The organism is Micromonospora sp. LOL_021 (assembly GCF_048060215.1).
GTDB lineage: Bacteria > Actinomycetota > Actinomycetes > Mycobacteriales > Micromonosporaceae > Micromonospora_E.
The window spans coordinates 31,448-49,032 of sequence record NZ_JBHMIN010000005.1 but is presented as its reverse complement, the minus strand read 5'-3'; the positions used below and the strand labels follow the sequence as shown (position 1 = coordinate 49,032).

The following is a 17,585-nucleotide window of genomic DNA, read 5'->3' as shown; positions in this document are numbered from 1 at the left end:
GTCGTAAGTCGAATGTGGCCCTGCGTCAGATGGCCTGGCCGGGCCGCCACAGCAGGCTGTTGTGCATGACCCAGAGCAATGCATCAGAGCAGACCGCATACCGGTCGTACCTGCCTTGGCCCACCGGCCGACTGCGGCGCGTCGGCGCCGCCCTGGCGATCGCGGTCGCCGTCGGCGCGAGCGTCGCCGGGTGCGGTGCGGGCGCCGCCCCGCCCGACGCCGCCCCGACGACCGGCACCCCGGCCGCAGCCGTCGAACCGGCCGCGCTGGACGGCGGTGACGTCGACGCATGGCTCGACGACGTGCTCCCGGCCGCGCTGGAGCGTAACGACATCGCCGGGGCCACCGTCGCCGTCGTCCACGACGGCAAGATCGTCACCACCCGGGGGTACGGCCACGCCGACACCGGCACCGGCGACACAGCGGTGCCGGTCGATCCGGAGCAGCACCTGTTCCGGATCGGCTCGGTGTCGAAACTCGCCACCGCCACCGCCGTCATGCGACTCGTTCAGGACGGCCGTCTCGACCTCGACACCGACATCGACCGCTACCTCGACTTCGACCTCCCCCGCAGCTTCGACGAGCCGATCACCCTGCGGCACCTGCTGACCCACACCCCCGGCTTCGAGGAGCGGATCGCCGGCCTGATCGGGCAGGAAGGCACCCGGGCCGATCTGCGCGAAGCGCTGGTCACCGACCCGCCGGAGCAGATCTTCCGGCCGGGCACCGTGCCGGCGTACTCCAACTACGGCAACTCGCTGGCCGGCTACATCGTCGAGCGGGTCAGCGGCGTCCCGTTCGAGGAGTACGTCCAGCGCAACATCTTCGACCGGCTCGGCATGACGTCGTCGTCCTTCGCCCAGCCGCTGCCCGCGCCGCTGGCCGGCCGCATGTCGCAGGGGTACGCCACCGCGTCCGCCCCAGCCGGCCCGTTCGAGATCGTCGGCACCCCGCCGGCCGGGGCGATGAGCGCCTCCGCCCCGGACATGGCCCGGTTCATGCTCGCCCACCTGGGTGAACCGGTCGGTGACCAGCCCTTGCTGGACGCGGCGACGCTCGACCTGATGCACCGACCGGCGCTGGACGCCGCGTCGCTCGGTACGCTCGCCGCCGGCCCCCGCATGACTCTCGGGTTCTTCGACGAGAGCCGCAACGGCCGGCGGATCATCGGGCACGGCGGCGACACCCTTTACTTCCACAGCCACCTGCAGATCTACCCGGAGGAAGGCGCCGGCTTCTTCGTCTCGCTGAACAGCACCGGTACGTCGGCGCTGGCCAACCACGAGCTGCGGCGGGCCCTGACCGAACAGTTCGCCGACCGCTACTTCCCGGCGGCGACGCCGGCTGCAGAAGCAGCGGCGGCGGTGTCCAACGCGCCGGCCGGCTCCGCCGAGCGGGCCGCGATGGCCGCCGGCACGTACGAAAGCTCCCGCACCGTCCGGAGCAACTTCCTGACCCTGATCGGCCTGACCGGGCGGACCACGGTGAGCGTCCGTGACGACGGCCACCTGCTGTTCGAGCCGCGTCCGCTGTCCGATTCCGCTGCCGTCTACGAAGAGATCGAGCCGTGGGTCTGGCGTAAGGTGGGCGGTCAGCACACCGTCGCGATGCGGGCGGCCGGCGGCAAGGTGGAGGCGATCGCCTTCGACTCCGCGTTCACGCTGCTGCCGGTCGAACCGGCCCGTGGCACCGTGCTGGCCCTCGGCGTGATCGGGGCGTCGGCGGTGGTCCTGCTGCTCACCGTCCTCGCCTGGCCGGTCGGGGCGATCGGCCGGCGGGTCCTGCGCCGGGCGCCCCGCGACCGGGCCGGACGCACCGCTCGGGTGCTGAGCCGGGTCGCTGTCGGCAGTGCCCTGCTCGCGCTGGCCAGCTGGGCGGTGGGTCTGGTGCTGATCATGAACCTGGAGGATCTCTCCGCCGTCCCGCTGCGTACCGTGCAGCTGTTCCAGCTGATCGGCCTGCTCGGGGTCATCCCGGCGGCGGTCCGCCTGGTCGACGACGTCCGTCGTCGGGTCGGCTGGTCGCGCACCGCCGGCAGCACCCTGGTTCTGCTGGCCCTCGCCGGTACGGGGTGGTTCGCTATCGAGTTCATGCTGCTCGCGCCGAACATCTCCTACTGACAGCACGAACCGTCAACCCGACGCCGGCCAGACCCCCTGTCGCGGCCCGTCACGACCTGGAACAGAGGATGCCGACGATGAACGACCACATCGAGGGCCGGCCGTTTGTCCGTGACTTTCTGCTCGCGGCTGGCGTCGCCGTGCTGACGTTCACGATGCTGGCGGCGCTGTTCTGGGTGGTGACGCCGCCGGACGCGTTGGCGCTCACCCCGGCGCGGGAGTGGCTGCTGATCTCCCTCGGCGTCGGGCAGGCCCTGCTGCTGTGTCTGCGCCGGGTCCGCCCGCTGGTCTGCCTGGCCGCCGTGGTCGGCGTCCAGGTCGTGATGATCGCGTCGTCGCCACCGGACGCGACGATCCGGGGGTTCGCGCCGTTCGTCGTGGCGTACACCATCGGGGGTCTGCTGCCGGCCCGGCGGTCCTTCGCGCTGGTCGGCGCGGCGGCCGCTGTCGAGACCGCGGCGGCGGTCGGCACCGCCGCGGCGGCATCGTCCGGCCTGCTGCTGCCGGCGGTCGGCCCGGCCGGGTCGAGCGCGCTGTCCTACCTCGGCGGCGCGTTCGTCGGCAGCTACGTGGCCACCCACCGACGCTACGTGCGGTTGCTCCGTCAGCAGGCCGCCGAGGCGGCCCGGACCCAGCAGGCGAAGGTACGGGCGGCGATCGGTGCGGAACGCACCCAGATGGCCCGGGAACTGCACGACGTCGCCGCGCACCATCTGTCCGGCATGGTGGTGCAGGCGGCGGCGGTGCAGCAGCTGATCGACCGGGATCCGGCTGCGGCAAAGGAGGGGGTGGCCTGGATCCGGACGCAGGGCAAGGCGACGTTGGACAATCTGCGACTGGTCGTCGGGGTGCTGCGGGCCGGCCCGGCGGACCGGACCGACGGTGACGGCCAGGACACCGACGGCGAGGTCACCATTCCGGTACCCGGGCTGGCTGTACTCGACGAGCTGCTCCGGACCGCCCGGAACCTGGGTACGCCGGTCGAGTTCACTGTCGACGGGACGCCCCGCCCGGTGCCGCCGATCGCCGACGTGGCGCTCTACCGGACGGTGCAGGAGGCGCTGTCCAACGCCCGGCAGCACGCGCCGGGCGCGCCGGTCCGGGTCACGCTGCGGTACTTGCCGCGTGAGGTGTCGCTGGCGGTGGTGAACGCCCCGCCGGCCCGACGCCCGGAGCCGGCGGTACGGACCAGCAGCGGCGTCGGGCTGGTCGGCATGCGGGAACGGGCCCAGGCGATCGGTGCCCGGTTCGCGGCCGGGCCGACCGCTGAGGGCGGCTGGTCTGTCACTGTGACGCTGACGGACAACGAAGGTGAGCGGTCGTGACCACTGCGGAGGCCGGGGCTGACGCCGGTGCCGGGACGATCCGGGTGATGCTGGTGGACGACCAGGCGGTGGTCCGGGCCGGTTTCCGGGTGCTGCTGGAGCAGGCCGCCGACATCGAGGTGGTGGCGGAGGCGTCGAGCGGGTCATCGGCGGTCACCGCCGCCCGGCGGCTTCGCCCCGACGTGATCTGCATGGACGTGCGGATGCCCGGCGGGGACGGGCTCACCGCGACCCGGCAGATCCTCGCCGACGCGGCCGGGTCGGCACCGGCCATCCTGGTGGTGACCACGTTCGACCTCGACGAGTACGTCTTCGGCGCGCTCGAGGCCGGGGCCAGCGGCTTCATCCTCAAGGACTGCGAGCCCGAGGACCTGATCGACGCGATCCGCCGGCTGGCGGCCGGCTACGGTCTGGTCGACCAGACGGTGACCCGCCGGGTGATCGCCGAGTTCGCCCGGCGACGTCCGGCGACGTCACCCGAGTCGGCGGCCGCGCAGCAGCTGACCCCCCGGGAGGCGGAGATCGTCCGGCTGCTCGCCAAGGGCCTGTCCAACAACGAGATCGCCGACGAGCTGTTCATCGAGACCAGCACCGTCAAGTCGCATCTGGGGCGGGCGATGGCAAAGATCGGGGTACGGGACCGGCTGCAGACCGTGGTGTGGGCGTACCAGAACGGCCTGGTCCCGCACTGACGCCGGTGGGCAAGACGCCCGCACCCGCAGGCCGAACATCCGCCGCCGTCCGATGTCGAGGGTGGGCGCCTGCCACGAACCGACGACCGGACTGTTCGCCCTGCGCACCTGCGGCAGCGTAGGACCTACCGGCAGGCACCGACGTACAAGATCGCAGCCAGCACGTAATCACCCGTACGGCCAATCGATCTATCGATCAGTGCAGGCGGACATCAGCCGTTGCGCGTCGCGGAGGTGACCAGCGCGTCAATCCGCGCCAGCAGCCGACCAGGAGTCTAGAAGGTGTCATCAACGCCATGGTAGGAATGCGCCCTGACATGGGTAGACGAGCCGTTGGGCCCTCGCCCCATCCTTACCTGGCGCCTGCGGTGGCCGACGTCGACAACGCAAACGCAAGAGGACGGAGTTCGCGTGACACGGGCCTTGTCAGCAGGCGCGGCGCACACCCGCTCCGGTGACCACCGCCGCCGGTGGTTGACCCGCGGCAGCATCGTCCGCCTGCTCCGGCTCCTGGTGGCCGTACCATTGGTCGCCGTCATCGGATTCGCCGGAATCGCCCTGCAGGGCACCGTCCGGCAGGTGATCAACACGAACCGGGTCACCGACCTGGTACAGCTATCCGCAGAGGCGGGCACGCTCGCCCGCGCGTTGCAGGCCGAGCGGGTGGTCGCCGCCGTGGAGCTGACCGCCGACCGGGAGACTGCCAGCGACAGCTACGCGCAGCAGGTCGCCCGGACCGACGCGGCGGTCGCCACGTTCCAGCAGCAGCGGACCGAGGTGACGGGGGACAACCCGGTCCTACGCCGGGTCGACGCCGGGCTGGACGCGCTGACCACCGTTCGCGAACAGGTCCGCTCCAGCCCACGCGTGTCACTGTCGGCAATCGCCTTCAGCTACCGGATCCTCATCGCCGACCTGCTCGCCTTCCGCACCTCGGTGGTCGCCGAGAACTCGGCGGCCACCGCCGACCTGGTCCGGGCGGCGGTCGCGGTGTCGGAGGCGAGCGAGGCCATCGGGCAGCAGCAAATCATCGTGCTGCGCAGTCTCGGCAGCCCGCTGACCGCCGCGGGTCAGCAGGAGAGCGCCGAGGCGCAGGCCCGGTTCGTCGAGGCCAGCAACTCGTTCCTCGAGCTCGCCGATCAGGAATGGGTGGTGCGCTGGGAGCAGATCGGCACCGACCCGCAGGTCGTCGCCGGTCAGCGCCTGCAGGACCAGGTGGGGCGGACCCTGCCCGGCGAGCGGTTCGGGATCAACGCGGACGCCTGGGTCGAGGCCACCGAGGGGTGGATCGGTCAGCTGTTCGGGATCCAGCGCCAGATGGACGCCGCGGTGGCCGACGCGGTGGCGGCCGAGCGTCAGCAGCGGCTCTACGCCGCAGTGCTGCAGGGTGTCGGCATCCTCCTCGTGCTGGTCCTCACCGCAGCGCTCACCGGTGTGGTGGCCCGGCGGATCACCAAGCGGCTCCGCAGCCTCCGCAACATCGTGACCACCGTGGCGTACGACCGGCTGCCGGCCGTGGTCCGCGAACTCGACGCCGCCGCGCCCGGCACCGTCCAGCCCGACGAGGTGGCCGACCGGTCGGTGTCGGAGTTCCCGATCACCGGCACCGACGAGATCGCCGAGGTGGCGACCGCGACCCGCGCGCTGCACCGCGAGGCGGTACGGGTCGCCGGCGTACAGGCGGTGCTGCGGGCCAACGTCTCGGAGATCTTCGTCCACCTGTCCCGACGCGAGCAGCGACTGGTCGACGCGATGCTGGCGCAGGTCGACCGCGTGGAGCGCGACGAGACCGACCCGGACCGGCTCGAACAGCTCTACCAACTGGACCACCTCGCCACCCGGATGGCGCGGATCAACCAGAGCCTGCTGGTGCTCGGTGGCTCCGGCATTTCCCGGGTACGGCGGGAAGCGGTACCGCTGGACAACGTGATCCAGGCCGCGCTCTCCCAGATCGAGCACTACACCCGGGTACGGATCGGCACGGTCGACCGGGAGCTGTCCGTCGCCGGTGCGGCCGTCGACGAGGTCGCGCATCTGCTCGCCGAACTGCTGGACAACGCGACCAGGTACTCGCCGCCGGAGACCGAGGTGATGGTCACCGGGCACGCGCTGTCCGACCGGGCCATCGTCGAGGTGGTCGACCAGGGGGTCGGGCTCTCCGAGCAGCGGTGTGCCCAGCTCAGTGCCCAGCTCGCCAGCCCTGGGACGGTGGACGTGTCGGGCGTACGGGCGATGGGTCTCAGCGTCGTCGCCCGGCTGGCCGCCCGGCACGGCGTCCGGGTCGAGCTGCGTCCCGGAGCATCCGGTGGCACGGTCGCCGAGATCATGATGCCCGCCTCGGTCATCACCCGCCGGCCGGTGCAGACTCCCGAGCCGACGCCGGCCCTCACCGGGCATGCCCGGCCGTCGCTGGTCGGCGGTCGGCCGACCGTACCGGCGGCCTTCGGCGGCGACCGGCCGGTGATCAACGCCGGCCGGGCCACGGTGAAGGCGCCAGCGCCGCTGTTCCGCCCGACACCCGCACCCGAGTCGGCGCCGGCACCCCCGCCCGCGCCGTCACCCCCACCCCCGCCGGTGCCGGCAGCGGCATCCGCGTCGGCGTCCGTACCCGCCCCCACGCGGCCGGTGTCCGCCCTACCGACGGCCGCAGCAGCGGGAACGGCGGTGGCCGAGGCGCGGCGTTCGGTCAACGGCTGGTTCAAGACGGCGATGGACGGCGATTCGGTGATCGTCACCTGGCCGAACGACGAAGGTGAACGGTGGACGGCTGCCACGACCGCAGTCACCACCGCCGCGACCACCACCGCCACGAGCGCAGCCGACCAGGTCGGGTTGCCGCGCCGCGTGCCGCAGCACCACCTGATCCCCGACGCGCCGCAGCCCGCATCCGACGCGCCCCGCAAGCTCGACCCGGGCGCCGTGTCGGCGGCGATGTCGGCCTACGCCAAGGGCGTGGCCGGGCGTCGCGCCCCCACCTCCGCCTGACGTCGACCCTCCCACCTTCCCCGACCTGGAGCGCCACCGTGACGAGCCCGAACGATCTGAGCTGGTTGTTGCAGAACTTCGTCAGTCAGACCCCAGAGGTCAGCCATGCCCTTGCCATCTCGACCGACGGGCTGGTCCTCGCGCACAACTACGGCCTGCCCCGGGACCGGGCCGACCAGCTCGCCGCCACCGGCAGCGGCCTCATCGCCCTGCTCGTCGGGGCGGCCCGCTTCTTCGAGGCGGGAACGGTGATTTCCAACGTGACCCAGATGGACGGCGGATTCATGTTCTGCATGTCGTTCAGCGACGGGGCGTCGCTGCTCGTGCTCGCCTCCCCCACGTGTGACGTCGGCCAGGTCTCGTATGAGATGACCGACCTGGCGAACCGGATGGGCGAGGCGCTCACCCCGGCGGTCCGTGCCGAACTGCTGCGGGCCCTGTGATCGGCATGCGACGCCCGACCTGGTGGACACGCCCCCACGCCGCCGCCCGCTCCGCCCGTCGTCGGCTGCTCGCCGCCGGCCTGACCGGCGTCCTGGCCGTCAGCACCGCCGGATGCTTCGGCGGATCGGGCGAAACGCCGCAGCTGATCAAGGTCGGCATGCTCGCCAACATCGACGGCCAGCTCGAAGCACCCGGTGACGAGCTACGCGACGGGTTCCAGCTCTACCTGGACATGCACGATGGCCAGCTCGGCGGCCACCCGGCCGAAATGGTCATCGGCGACGAGGGGTACGAGAGCGGGGTGGCCGTCGAGTCGGCCACCCGGCTGTTGGAGCAGGACGGCGTCTCCGCGATCACCGGCATCATCAACGGCGGAAACGTCACCGCGATCCTGCCGCTGATCAACGAACACCAGGTGCCGCTCGTCGGCGGGCTGGGCCGGCCCGAGCTGGACGACGTGACGTACGTCTGGCACACCAACCTGCTCTCCGAAGAGCCCGGCGTCGCCATGGCACCGTTCGTCAAGCAGGAGGTCGGCAACGGCCGCGTGTACGCCATCGGGCCGGACTTCCAGGGTGGCCGCGACGAGCTGCGCGGCTTCGTCGACACCTTCAAGTCGCTTGGTGGCCGGATCGCCAACCCCACCGGGCAGGCCGTCTTCTCCCCGTTCCCGGGCACCACCGACTTCGGGCCGTACCTCGACGAGATCGCCCAGACCGGTGCCGACGCGATCTACTGCTTCTTCGACGCCCAGAGCGCCATCTCCTTCGTCCAGCAGTACGCCGAGTCGGACGTCGCCGACCTGCCGCTCTACGCGGCGGGCTTCGTGACCGAACCGGCGAGCCTCGATGCGCAGGGCACTGCGGCGGAAGGAATCTACAACGGGCTGAACTACTCCCCCGACCTGGACAACGCGGCCAACCGGGAGTTCGTCGCCGCCTGGAACGCCACCTACCCCGGCCGGACCCCCACCTCGATCGTGATGGCGTCGTACGACGCGGCGGCCGTGCTGGACCGGGCGATCACCGCGGCCGGGGTCAACCCGACACCGGCGGAGATCAACACGGCGATCGCCGGGCTGGGGCAGCTCACCAGCCCGCGCGGGCCCTGGCAGTTCGCCAAGACCACCCACGCCCCGATCCAGAAGTGGTACCTGCGCCAGGTCCGCCGCGACGGCCGGGCACTGGCCAACGTGGTGGTGTCCGAGCTGACCACGCTCGGCGGCTGAGCTGGTGGGTCGGGGACGACTGTCGTCCCCGACCCACCAGCTCCTGGTGGCCAGGCTGCACGTCAGGCCGCGTGCCGCGCTGTTGTGTCAGGCCGCGGCGCAGGTCAGCGTCGGAACGCTGTTGGTGCCGTTCCAGGACCCGATGAAGCCGAACGTCGTGCCGGCCCCGGCGCCGAGGCTGCCGTTGTAGCTGACATTGCGGGCAGTCACGTTGGACCCGCTGTTGGTGACGGTAGCGTTCCAGGCCTGATTGACGGTCTGGCCGTCGGCGAAGCTCCAGGTCACCACCCAGCCGCTGATCGCCGAACTGCCGGCGGTGACCCGGACGTCACCCTGGAAACCACCCGGCCACTGGCCGACGACCCGGTAGCTGGCAGTGCAGGCTCCGCCGCCGGGCGGGGCAGTGGTCGGCGGGGCAGTCGTCGGCGGGGCAGTCGTCGGCGGGGCAGTCGTCGGCGGCGTACCGCCGAAGATGCTGGCCTCCTGGGAGGTGGAGCTGATGCCATTCGGTCCGTTGAAGATCCGCTCACCCCAGGTGGTCATCTGGTTCGGGTCGAAGTTGAGCACCATGTCGAGGATCGGGTCGGTGTTGCCGCTCCACGACCAGCCGAGGTAGCCGAGGCCACGGGCCTGCGCCTCAGCCAGGATCGTGTCGTGGTCCACCTCGCCGGAGTTGAACTGCCAGCCGAACTCGCCGATCACCAGCGGCCACCCGTTGGCCTCGAAGTCGTCGAGATAACTCACGATCGACGAGGCGCTGCTGTAGACCGCGTACATGTGGATCGACAGCACGGTATTGCCGTGGCTGTCCGCGTCCAGCACCGTCTGGGCGTCGGCCCGCATGACGTTCTGCCAGTCCTGGCCCCAGTTCGGCGCGTCGACCATCAGCAGGTGTTCGAAGCCGTTGGCCCGCATCCGTCCGATGGCGTCGACCGTGGCGGCGGTCCACTGGCCGGCGTCGACGTTGCCGATCGGCTCGTTGCCGATGTTGATGACGACGTAGTTCTCCTCGCCGACCAGCGCGCTCTTCTGGCTGATCCAGTAGTCGACGGCCTGGTCGAGCGAGGCGGCGGCACCTTCCTCGCCGTACCCGGTGGTGTCGTGCACCTCGAGCACGCAGATCATCCGGTTCCGCTTGCACAGGTCGATCACGTCGGCGACGTCGTTGGACGGACCCCAGCGCTGGCCGCTGCCCAGCACCACCCGTACGGTGTTGGCACCGAGCGCCTTGATGTCGGCGAACGAGTCGGTCTCGCCGGTGTACCAGACGTGCGGGTGGTTGACCCCGCGCATGATGAACGGCTGGCCGTTGGCCTCGACGATGTCGGTGCCGCTGATGTGCAGGCCGACGGCCGCGCTGGCCGGCCGCACGACGAGCAGGATCGACGCGACGAAGGTAATCAGGGCAGCGCCGAGGACAAAGAGTCTTCTTCTCATGACCTACCTCAGGTTGAGCCCGGGAAGTCCCGGGGCGAGGCGCGCCTGCCCGAGCGCACGGACCCGGAGCGGGGGCGTGCGCGGCGCGCTGTTGCAACGTTTGTAAACCGGGGGTACGAGGACCGGCTCGGCGCTCTACGGTGTGCCAACAAGCTACGTCCGCACCCCGGCCGGAGGCAATAGCTATCAGTCGATGCGTTTCGACGCGTCGGACGGCGGGGCGGTCGAGGCGCGGACCACCAGCGTCGGGCGGAACCCGATCTCCCGGTGAACGTGCCCCGGCCTGGCCTCGTCCATCAGCAGTTCGGCGGCGGCCCGGCCCAGCCGATACTTCGGCTGGCTGACCGTGGTCAACGCAGGCGCCAGCCGGCGGGCGAACGGCAGGTCGTCGTAGCCGACGACCGAGATGTCCGCCGGCACCCGGACACCGGCTGCGGCAAACCCGTCCAGCAGGCCCAGCGCCGCCGTGTCGTTGAGACAGACCACCGCGGTCACCGGCGGGGTCGCGGCGAGAATCAGCGCCGACGCCGAGGCGGCGGCTTCGACCAGCGGCGGCGGATGCAGCGGTACGCGGACGTCCAGCAACCCCGTCGCCGGGTCGAGACCGGCGGCGGCCAGCGCCCTGCGTACGCCGTCGCGACGGCGGGCCACCGGCCCGGCGTCCCGGGTGCCGCCGAGGAACGCGATCCTGCGGTGCCCCAGCCCGACCAGATGCTCACCGGCCAGCCGGCCACCGGCGACGTCGTCGACCGCGACCGCGCACAAATCAAGCCCTGCGCGCGGATGGTCGATCAGCACGACCGCCATCCCGTGCTGGCTCATCCACAACAGCGGCGCCGGGTCCGCACCGACCGGCGCGATGATGACGCCCCGTACGGCCTGGGTCTGCAGCAGTTTCAGCAGCTGCCGCTCCTTGGTTGGGCGCAGGTCTGTGCTGCAGGCCAGCACCAGACAGCCGTGCTCGGCGAGCTCGTCCTCGATGCCCCGGTTGACCTCGGCGTAGAACGGGTTGGCCAGGTCAAGGGTGACGCTGGCGACGATCGGGCTGGGCCGGCCGCGCAGCTGCCGGGCCGGACCGTTCGGCACATAGCCGACGGACTCGATGACGGCCTCCACCCGGCGGCGGGTCGCCGGCGCGACGATCGACGGTCGGCTCAGCACGTTGGCCACGGTGGAGACCGATACGCCAGCAGCCCGAGCGACCTCACGCATGCCGATCCGCCGTACCGGTACGTCCCTGGGCACCACGGTCCCTCCCGCCCGTCGCTGGGTCATCGCAGGTGGCACGCCTGATGTTCGGACAGCTGCCGGTAGTCCGCGAAAGATGAGTCCACAATAGTCAATACCCGGACGTCCGCGACAGCCGCCAACCGGGTCGATGTCCGCCGACGAATATCCGCCCGGTACCCGGGCACCCGGTGGCACGATGGCAGCATGATGACGATCGGCATGCTCGGCGGCATGAGCTGGGAAAGCAGCGCACACTACTACCGGCTCGCCAACGAGCTGGTCCGTGACCGGCTGGGTGGGCACCATTCGGCACGGTGCGTGCTCTACTCGGTCGACTTCGCCGACATCGAACGACGGCAGGCGGTCGGCGAGTGGGACGAAGCCGCCGACCTGCTCGCTGACGCGGCCCGGCGGGTCGAAGCGGCCGGCGCCGACCTGCTGCTGCTGTGCACCAACACCATGCACAAGGTCGCCGACCAGGTCGCCGCCGCGATCGACATCCCGTTGCTGCACATCGCCGACGTCACCGCTGACGCGGTCCGCAGCCACGGGCTGCACACGGTCGGTCTGCTCGGCACCGCCTTCACCATGGAGCAGGACTTCCTACGTAACCGGCTGGCCGGCCACGGCCTGACCGTCCTGGTGCCCGACGCCGCAGACCGCAAGATGGTCCACTCGGTCATCTACGACGAGCTGTGCCTCGGAGTGGTCAGCGAGTCGTCCCGGGCCAGGTACCTCAAGGTGATCGAGCGGCTGATCGCCGCCGGCGCGCAGGGCGTGGTGCTCGGCTGCACCGAGATCGAGCTGCTGGTCCGTCAGGAGGACACCCCGCTGCTGCTCTTCCCGACCAGCCGGCTGCACGTCGCCGCCGCCGTCGACCAGGCGATCGCCGCCGAAGCGACGATCACCGCCTGAGCCGTGGCGGTCCCGTCCGGCGGGCGTCCCCCGGCGGGCATCTACCCACCGGGGGACCCCGACGTGCGGCGGTTCAGACGGTACGGGCCAGTCGGTCGGCGAGCAGCTTGGCGAACCGGGCCGGGTCGTCGAGTTCACCGCCCTCGGCGAGCAGCGCGGTGCCGTACAGCAGCTCGGCGGTCTCGGCCAGCGCCGGATCGTCGGCGCGGGCACCGTACGCCTCACGCAGCCCGGTGACCAGTGGGTGGGTCGGGTTCAGCTCCAGAATCCGCTTGATCTTCGGCCCGTCCTGGCCCATCGCCCGGTACATCCGTTCCAGCGCCGGGGTCATGTCCGCGGCGTCGCCGACCAGGCAGGCCGGCGAGGTGGTCAGCCGGGTGGAGAGCCGTACCTCCTTGACCTGCTCGTCGAGCGTCTTGCCCAACCAGGACAGCAGCGGAGCGTACGTTTCCTTCTGCTGTTCCCGCTCCGGGTCGGACTCGGCGGTGTCGTCGTCGCCGGCCAGGTCGACCTGGCCCTTGGCGATCGACCGCAGCTTCTTGCCGTCGTAGTCTGCGACCGACTCGACCCACATCTCGTCGACCGGGTCGGTGAGCAGCAGGACCTCGTACCCCTTGGCCTTGAACGCCTCCATGTGCGGCGAGTTCTCGATCATCGTCCGGGACTCGCCGGTCATGTAGTAGATGTCCCCCTGGCCGTCCTTCATCCGCTCGATGTACCCGGCCAGGGTGGTCAACTGCTCCGGGTCGTGGGTCGAGGCGAACGACGAGATGTCCAGGATCGCCCGCTGGTTCTCGTAGTCGTTGAGCAGGCCTTCCTTCACCGCCCGGCCGAGCTGGGTCCAGAACGTGCGGTACCGGTCGGCGTCGTTGTCCATCAGCTCCTTGAGCGAGGAGAGCACCTTCTTCACCAGCCGACGCCGGATCAGTTGGATCTGCCGGTCCTGCTGCAGGATCTCCCGGCTGATGTTCAACGAAAGGTCCTGCGCGTCGACGACACCCTTGATGAACCGCAGGTACTCCGGGATCAGCGCCTCGCAGTCGTCCATGATGAACACGCGCTTGACGTACAGCTGCACGCCGCGCCGGGCATCCCGCATGAACAGGTCGAACGGCGCCTGCGCCGGCACGAACAGCAACGCCTCGTACTCGAAGGTGCCTTCGGCCTTCATGTGGATGATGTCGAGCGGATCGTTCCAGTCGTGGCTGACGTGCTTGTAGAACTCCTTGTACTCGTCGTCGGTGACCTCGGAACGGGGCCGCGCCCACAGCGCCTTCATCGAATTGAGGGTGACCACCTCGCTGGTGGTCTCACCGTCGGCTTCACCGGGACGCTCGGTAGTGGTGCGGATCGGCCAGGCGATGAAGTCCGAGTACCGTTTGACGATTTCCCGGATCTTCCACTCGTCGGTGTAGTCGTGCAGCTGGTCGTCCTTGTCCTCGGGCTTGAGGTGCAGGGTGACCGTGGTGCCCTGGGGCGCCCCGTCGAGCGTCTCGATGGTGTAGGTGCCCTCGCCGGACGACTCCCAGCGGGTCGCCTCGGTCTCCCCGGCCCGCCGGGTGGTCAGGACGACCCGGTCGGCGACCATGAAGGTGGCGTAGAAGCCGACGCCGAACTGCCCGATCAGCTCCTGCGCGGCGGCTTCCTTGGATTCCTTCATCTTGCGCAGCAGCTCGGCCGTGCCGGACTTGGCGATCGTGCCGATCAGGCTGACCACCTCGTCCCGCGACATGCCGATGCCGTTGTCCCGCACAGTGAGGGTGCGCTGTTCGCGGTCGGCCTCGACCTCGATGTGCAGGTCCGACGTGTCGACGTCGAGATCCTTGTCGACCAGCGCCTGCAAGCGCAGTTTGTCCAGCGCGTCGGAGGCGTTCGAGATCAACTCGCGCAGGAAGATGTCCTTGTTCGAGTAGATCGAATGAACCATCAGCTGCAAGAGCTGGCGTGCCTCGGCCTGGAACTCACGCGTCTCGACCCCGGTGCTCACCTGGATTCCCTCCTGGAGACGAATTGCCGTCGGAAGCATGGCTTCCACCGAGAATCGTACGGTCCGGGTCTGCCGGATACCCGGCCACCTCGGTCGCTTTGAGGGTCGCCCACACCCGCTCGCCGCGACGCAGGTCGAGGTGCGCGGCCGCCGCCGCGGTGACGTCCACTCCTACTGGTAACGGCCCGGCCAGCTCGACCCGCAGCCGGTCGCCGTTGCGGGCGACACTGCTGACGGTGGCCGGCCACGAGTTGCGCGGGCTGCCGTCCGGACGCTGCCGGTAGAGCGCCACCGCCGACGGTGGGAACGCCACGAACACGTCGCCGCGCTGCGGCTCGGCGGCGACCAGCCGGAAGCCGCCGGGCAGCGTGACGCTGCTCCCGTCCCCGCTGCCCCGGTAGAGGTTGAGCCCGACCAGCCGGGCCACGTAGTCACTGCGCGGGCGGGCGGTGACGGTGGCCGCGTCACCCGACTGCACCAGCCGACCGTCCTCGACGATCACCAGCCGGTCGGCGAGCATCATCGCGTCCAACGGGTCGTGGCTGACCAGCATGGCGACGCCGGTGTGCGCGGCGAGGTGCTGCCGCAGGTGGGCGCGGGTCTCCGCCCGGGTCCGGGCGTCGAGCGCGGCGAGCGGCTCGTCGAGCAGCAGCAGTTGCGGGCGTACGGCGAGCGCTCGGGCCAACGCGACCCGCTGCGCCTGCCCGCCGGACAGTTCCCGGGGCCGGCGTCGGGCGTGTCCGGTCAGCCCGACCCGGTCCAGCCAGCCAGCCGCCGCGTCCCGCGCGACGCGACGCGGCACGCCGTGGCTACGCGGCCCGAACGCCACATTCTCCAGTGCGCTCAGGTGCGGGAACAGCAGATAGTCCTGGAAGACCACGCCGATCGGCCGGTGCTCCGGTGCCACCAGCAACCCCGTGTCCGGCTGGTCCAGTACCCGGTCGCCGAGGCGCAGGTGGCCGGCGTGCAGCGGCTGCAGTCCGGCGAGGGCCCGCAACGCCGTGGTCTTGCCGGCGCCGTTGGGCCCGAGCAGCGCGACCACCTCCCCAGCGGCGACGGTCAGCCGCAGGTCGAGGGTGAACCCGGTGCGGCGGACCACCAGATGTGCGTCGAGCGCCGCCGCCGGCCCTGGGCCGGGGCCGGGGCCGGGGCCGGCCCGTCGCTGCGTGGTCACCGCAGACCACCGACCCAGCGCTCCCGCAGCCCGGCGAGAATCACCACTGACACGGTCAGCAGCAGCAGGCTCAGCACGATCGCGGCGTCGAAGTCCTGCTCCAGGGCGAGGTAGACGGCGAGCGGCATGGTCTGCGTACGGCCGGGGAAGTTGCCGGCGAAGGTGATGGTGGCTCCGAACTCGCCGAGCGCCCGCGCCCAGCACAGCACCGAACCGGCGGCGATCCCGGGGGCGACGATCGGCAGGGTGACCCGGCGAAACGTGGTCCACCGGCTGGCCCCGAGGGTGGTGGCGGCCTCCTCGTATCGGGGGTCGGCGCCACGCAGCGCGCCCTCGACCGCAATGATCAGGAACGGCATGGCGACGAACGCTTCGGCGAGCACGACGGCGGCGGTGGTGAACGGCAGGGTCACCCCGAAGGTGGCGTCCAGCCAGCCGCCGACCAGGCCACGCCGGCCGTAGACGAGCAGCAGCGCGACGCCGCCGACCACCGGCGGCAGCACCAGCGGCACGGTGACCAGGGCGCGGATCAGGCCCCGGCCGGGAAACCGGGTGCGGGCCAGCAACCAGGCCAGCGGTACGCCGAGCAGCAGGCAGAGCACGGTGGCGGCAGTGGCGGTCAGCAGGGACAGCCGCAGCGCGTCGAGCACGCCGGGCGCGGTGAGCCGGGCCGGCAGCTGCGCCCACGGGGTACGCAGCAGCAGGCCGGCCGGCGGTAGCGTCAGGAAGGCCAGCCCGGCCAGGGCGGGCAGGGCGAGGAAGACCGGCAGCCGCCGGTGGGTACGGCGACGTCGCCGGCTGACGGCGGGCGGCGCGGGCGCGGTCACGGACGCTGGAATCCGGCGTCGGTCAGGACAGCCTGGCCGGCGGCGGAGCGGACGTACCCGACGAAGGCCTCTCCGGCCTGCGGGTTGGTGGCGGCGGCCAGGGTGACGATCGGGTATTCGTTGATCGCCTGGGCGGACTCGGCGAACTCGACGGCGTCGACCTCGTCTGCGGCGACGACGGCGTCGGTGCGGTAGACGACGGCGGCGTCGACCTCGCCGAGGCGGACCTTGGACAACGCGGCGCGGACGTCCCGTTCGAAGGTGACCGGGACGAGGTCGCGCCCGGCGGCGTCGAGCGCGGTACGGGCGGCCGCCCCGCATGGCACCTGATCGGCGCAGCGGGCGACCTTGACGCCGGACCTGGTGAGGTCGGCCAGCCCGGTGACCCCGGCCGGGTTGCCGTCCGGCACCGCGATGACCAACTGGTTGCGGGCGAAGACAGCGGGTTCGCCGGCTGCCTCACCGGCGGAGACGACCGTTGCCATGGTCGCCGGGCTGGCGGCGGCGAACACGTCGGCGGGTGCCCCGGCGGTGATCTGCTGGGCGAGCTGGGAGCTGCCGGCGAAGCTGAAGGTGACGGAAACCCCGGGGTTGGCCGCCTCGAAGTCGGCCCCGATCCGGGTGAACGCGTCGGTGAGCGAGGCGGCGGCCAGCACGGTGAGTGTGCCGGTGACACCGGGTACGGCGTCGTCCCGGGCACCGTCGGAAACTGATCCGGTGCCGGTGGCGCAGCCGGTGGCCAGCAGCGCGGTGGCGGCCACCAGGGCTGGGGAGCCCGCGCGGCGGTGCATCAGTTGCCCCGTTCGACGACGACATTGGTGGACTTGACGACGGCGGTGGCGGTGGTGCCGACGGTCAGGCCGAGTTCATCGACGGCTTCGCTGCTCATCAGCGAGACGATCCGGAACGGGCCCGCCTGGATGTCGACCTGGGCCATCACGGTGTCACGGGTGACCGCGGTGACGATGCCGCGCATCCGGTTACGGGCCGACGACCGACCGACGCCCTCGTCGGGGTCGTCGGCGAGGGCGCGGGCGAAGGCCGCCAGATCGACGCCGGCGATCATCCGGTGACCGTTGCCGTCCCGGGCAGCGGCGAGTTTTCCGGCGTCCACCCAGCGCCGCACGGTGTCGACGCTCACGCCGAGCAGTTCGGCGGCGTCGCCGATCCGGTAGGTCGTCACGAACCAGACGCTATCCTCTCGCACCTGCGATGCGGAAG

14 protein-coding genes are annotated in these 17,585 nt (G+C 71.2%); 7 read left to right on the top strand and 7 right to left on the bottom strand.

Annotation, left to right across the window (positions count from 1 at the left end; all coding sequences use genetic code 11):
- Positions 1-65: 65 nt before the first annotated feature.
- The 6 genes from ACFHWT_RS05990 (at position 66) to ACFHWT_RS05965 (ending at position 8,794) form a co-directional block, all read left to right on the top strand.
- Complete coding sequence (locus ACFHWT_RS05990; RefSeq protein WP_416593559.1) at positions 66-2,120, top strand: serine hydrolase domain-containing protein; 2,055 nt, start codon at positions 66-68, stop codon at positions 2,118-2,120.
- Between the two features lie 77 nt (positions 2,121-2,197).
- Entirely contained in the window at positions 2,198-3,445 is a 1,248-nt protein-coding gene (locus ACFHWT_RS05985) for a sensor histidine kinase (protein ID WP_416593558.1), read from the top strand.
- Between the two features lie 47 nt (positions 3,446-3,492).
- A complete protein-coding gene (locus ACFHWT_RS05980; RefSeq protein WP_416593673.1) occupies positions 3,493-4,137 on the top strand; it encodes a response regulator in 645 nt (214 codons plus the stop codon).
- Positions 4,138-4,548: 411 nt separating this feature from the next.
- A complete protein-coding gene (locus ACFHWT_RS05975) occupies positions 4,549-7,122 on the top strand; it encodes a nitrate- and nitrite sensing domain-containing protein (RefSeq protein WP_416593557.1) in 2,574 nt (857 codons plus the stop codon).
- Between the two features lie 38 nt (positions 7,123-7,160).
- Positions 7,161-7,565, top strand: coding sequence for a roadblock/LC7 domain-containing protein (locus ACFHWT_RS05970; RefSeq protein WP_123603540.1), 405 nt, complete (start codon positions 7,161-7,163; stop codon positions 7,563-7,565).
- A 5-nt stretch (positions 7,566-7,570) separates the two neighbouring features.
- Complete coding sequence (locus ACFHWT_RS05965; protein WP_416593556.1) at positions 7,571-8,794, top strand: ABC transporter substrate-binding protein; 1,224 nt, start codon at positions 7,571-7,573, stop codon at positions 8,792-8,794.
- A gap of 87 nt (positions 8,795-8,881) precedes the next feature.
- Here the strand turns inward: ACFHWT_RS05965 and ACFHWT_RS05960 are convergent, their stop codons facing one another.
- Positions 8,882-10,231, bottom strand: coding sequence for a cellulase family glycosylhydrolase (locus ACFHWT_RS05960; protein ID WP_416593555.1), 1,350 nt, complete (start codon positions 10,229-10,231; stop codon positions 8,882-8,884).
- Positions 10,232-10,417: 186 nt separating this feature from the next.
- Positions 10,418-11,476, bottom strand: coding sequence for a LacI family DNA-binding transcriptional regulator (locus tag ACFHWT_RS05955; protein WP_416593554.1), 1,059 nt, complete (start codon positions 11,474-11,476; stop codon positions 10,418-10,420).
- A 189-nt stretch (positions 11,477-11,665) separates the two neighbouring features.
- Here ACFHWT_RS05955 and ACFHWT_RS05950 point away from each other — a divergent pair, with 189 nt between their 5' ends.
- Positions 11,666-12,376: an aspartate/glutamate racemase family protein gene (locus ACFHWT_RS05950; RefSeq protein WP_282233844.1), complete on the top strand. Its 711-nt coding sequence runs from the start codon at positions 11,666-11,668 to the stop codon at positions 12,374-12,376.
- A gap of 73 nt (positions 12,377-12,449) precedes the next feature.
- Here ACFHWT_RS05950 and htpG read toward each other — a convergent pair whose 3' ends face one another.
- From htpG to ACFHWT_RS05925, 5 genes are read right to left on the bottom strand one after another with little or no spacing between them, the layout of a single operon-like run.
- The gene (gene htpG, locus ACFHWT_RS05945) at positions 12,450-14,402 is read right to left on the bottom strand and encodes a molecular chaperone HtpG (protein WP_416593553.1); all 1,953 of its coding nucleotides are present in this window, start codon (positions 14,400-14,402) and stop codon (positions 12,450-12,452) included.
- The gene (locus ACFHWT_RS05940; protein ID WP_416593552.1) at positions 14,338-15,537 is read right to left on the bottom strand and encodes an ABC transporter ATP-binding protein; all 1,200 of its coding nucleotides are present in this window, start codon (positions 15,535-15,537) and stop codon (positions 14,338-14,340) included. The genes htpG and ACFHWT_RS05940 overlap by 65 nt, the downstream gene beginning before the upstream one ends.
- Positions 15,534-16,364: an ABC transporter permease gene (locus ACFHWT_RS05935; RefSeq protein WP_416593551.1), complete on the bottom strand. Its 831-nt coding sequence runs from the start codon at positions 16,362-16,364 to the stop codon at positions 15,534-15,536. Before ACFHWT_RS05935 ends, ACFHWT_RS05940 begins: the two co-directional genes overlap by 4 nt.
- Positions 16,361-17,155 (bottom strand): molybdate ABC transporter substrate-binding protein, encoded by a 795-nt coding sequence (modA, locus tag ACFHWT_RS05930; RefSeq protein ID WP_416593550.1) that lies wholly within the window; start codon positions 17,153-17,155, stop codon positions 16,361-16,363. Before modA ends, ACFHWT_RS05935 begins: the two co-directional genes overlap by 4 nt.
- Positions 17,155-17,547: a TOBE domain-containing protein gene (locus ACFHWT_RS05925; protein WP_416593549.1), complete on the bottom strand. Its 393-nt coding sequence runs from the start codon at positions 17,545-17,547 to the stop codon at positions 17,155-17,157. Before ACFHWT_RS05925 ends, modA begins: the two co-directional genes overlap by 1 nt.
- Between the last annotated feature and the right edge of the window lie 38 nt (positions 17,548-17,585).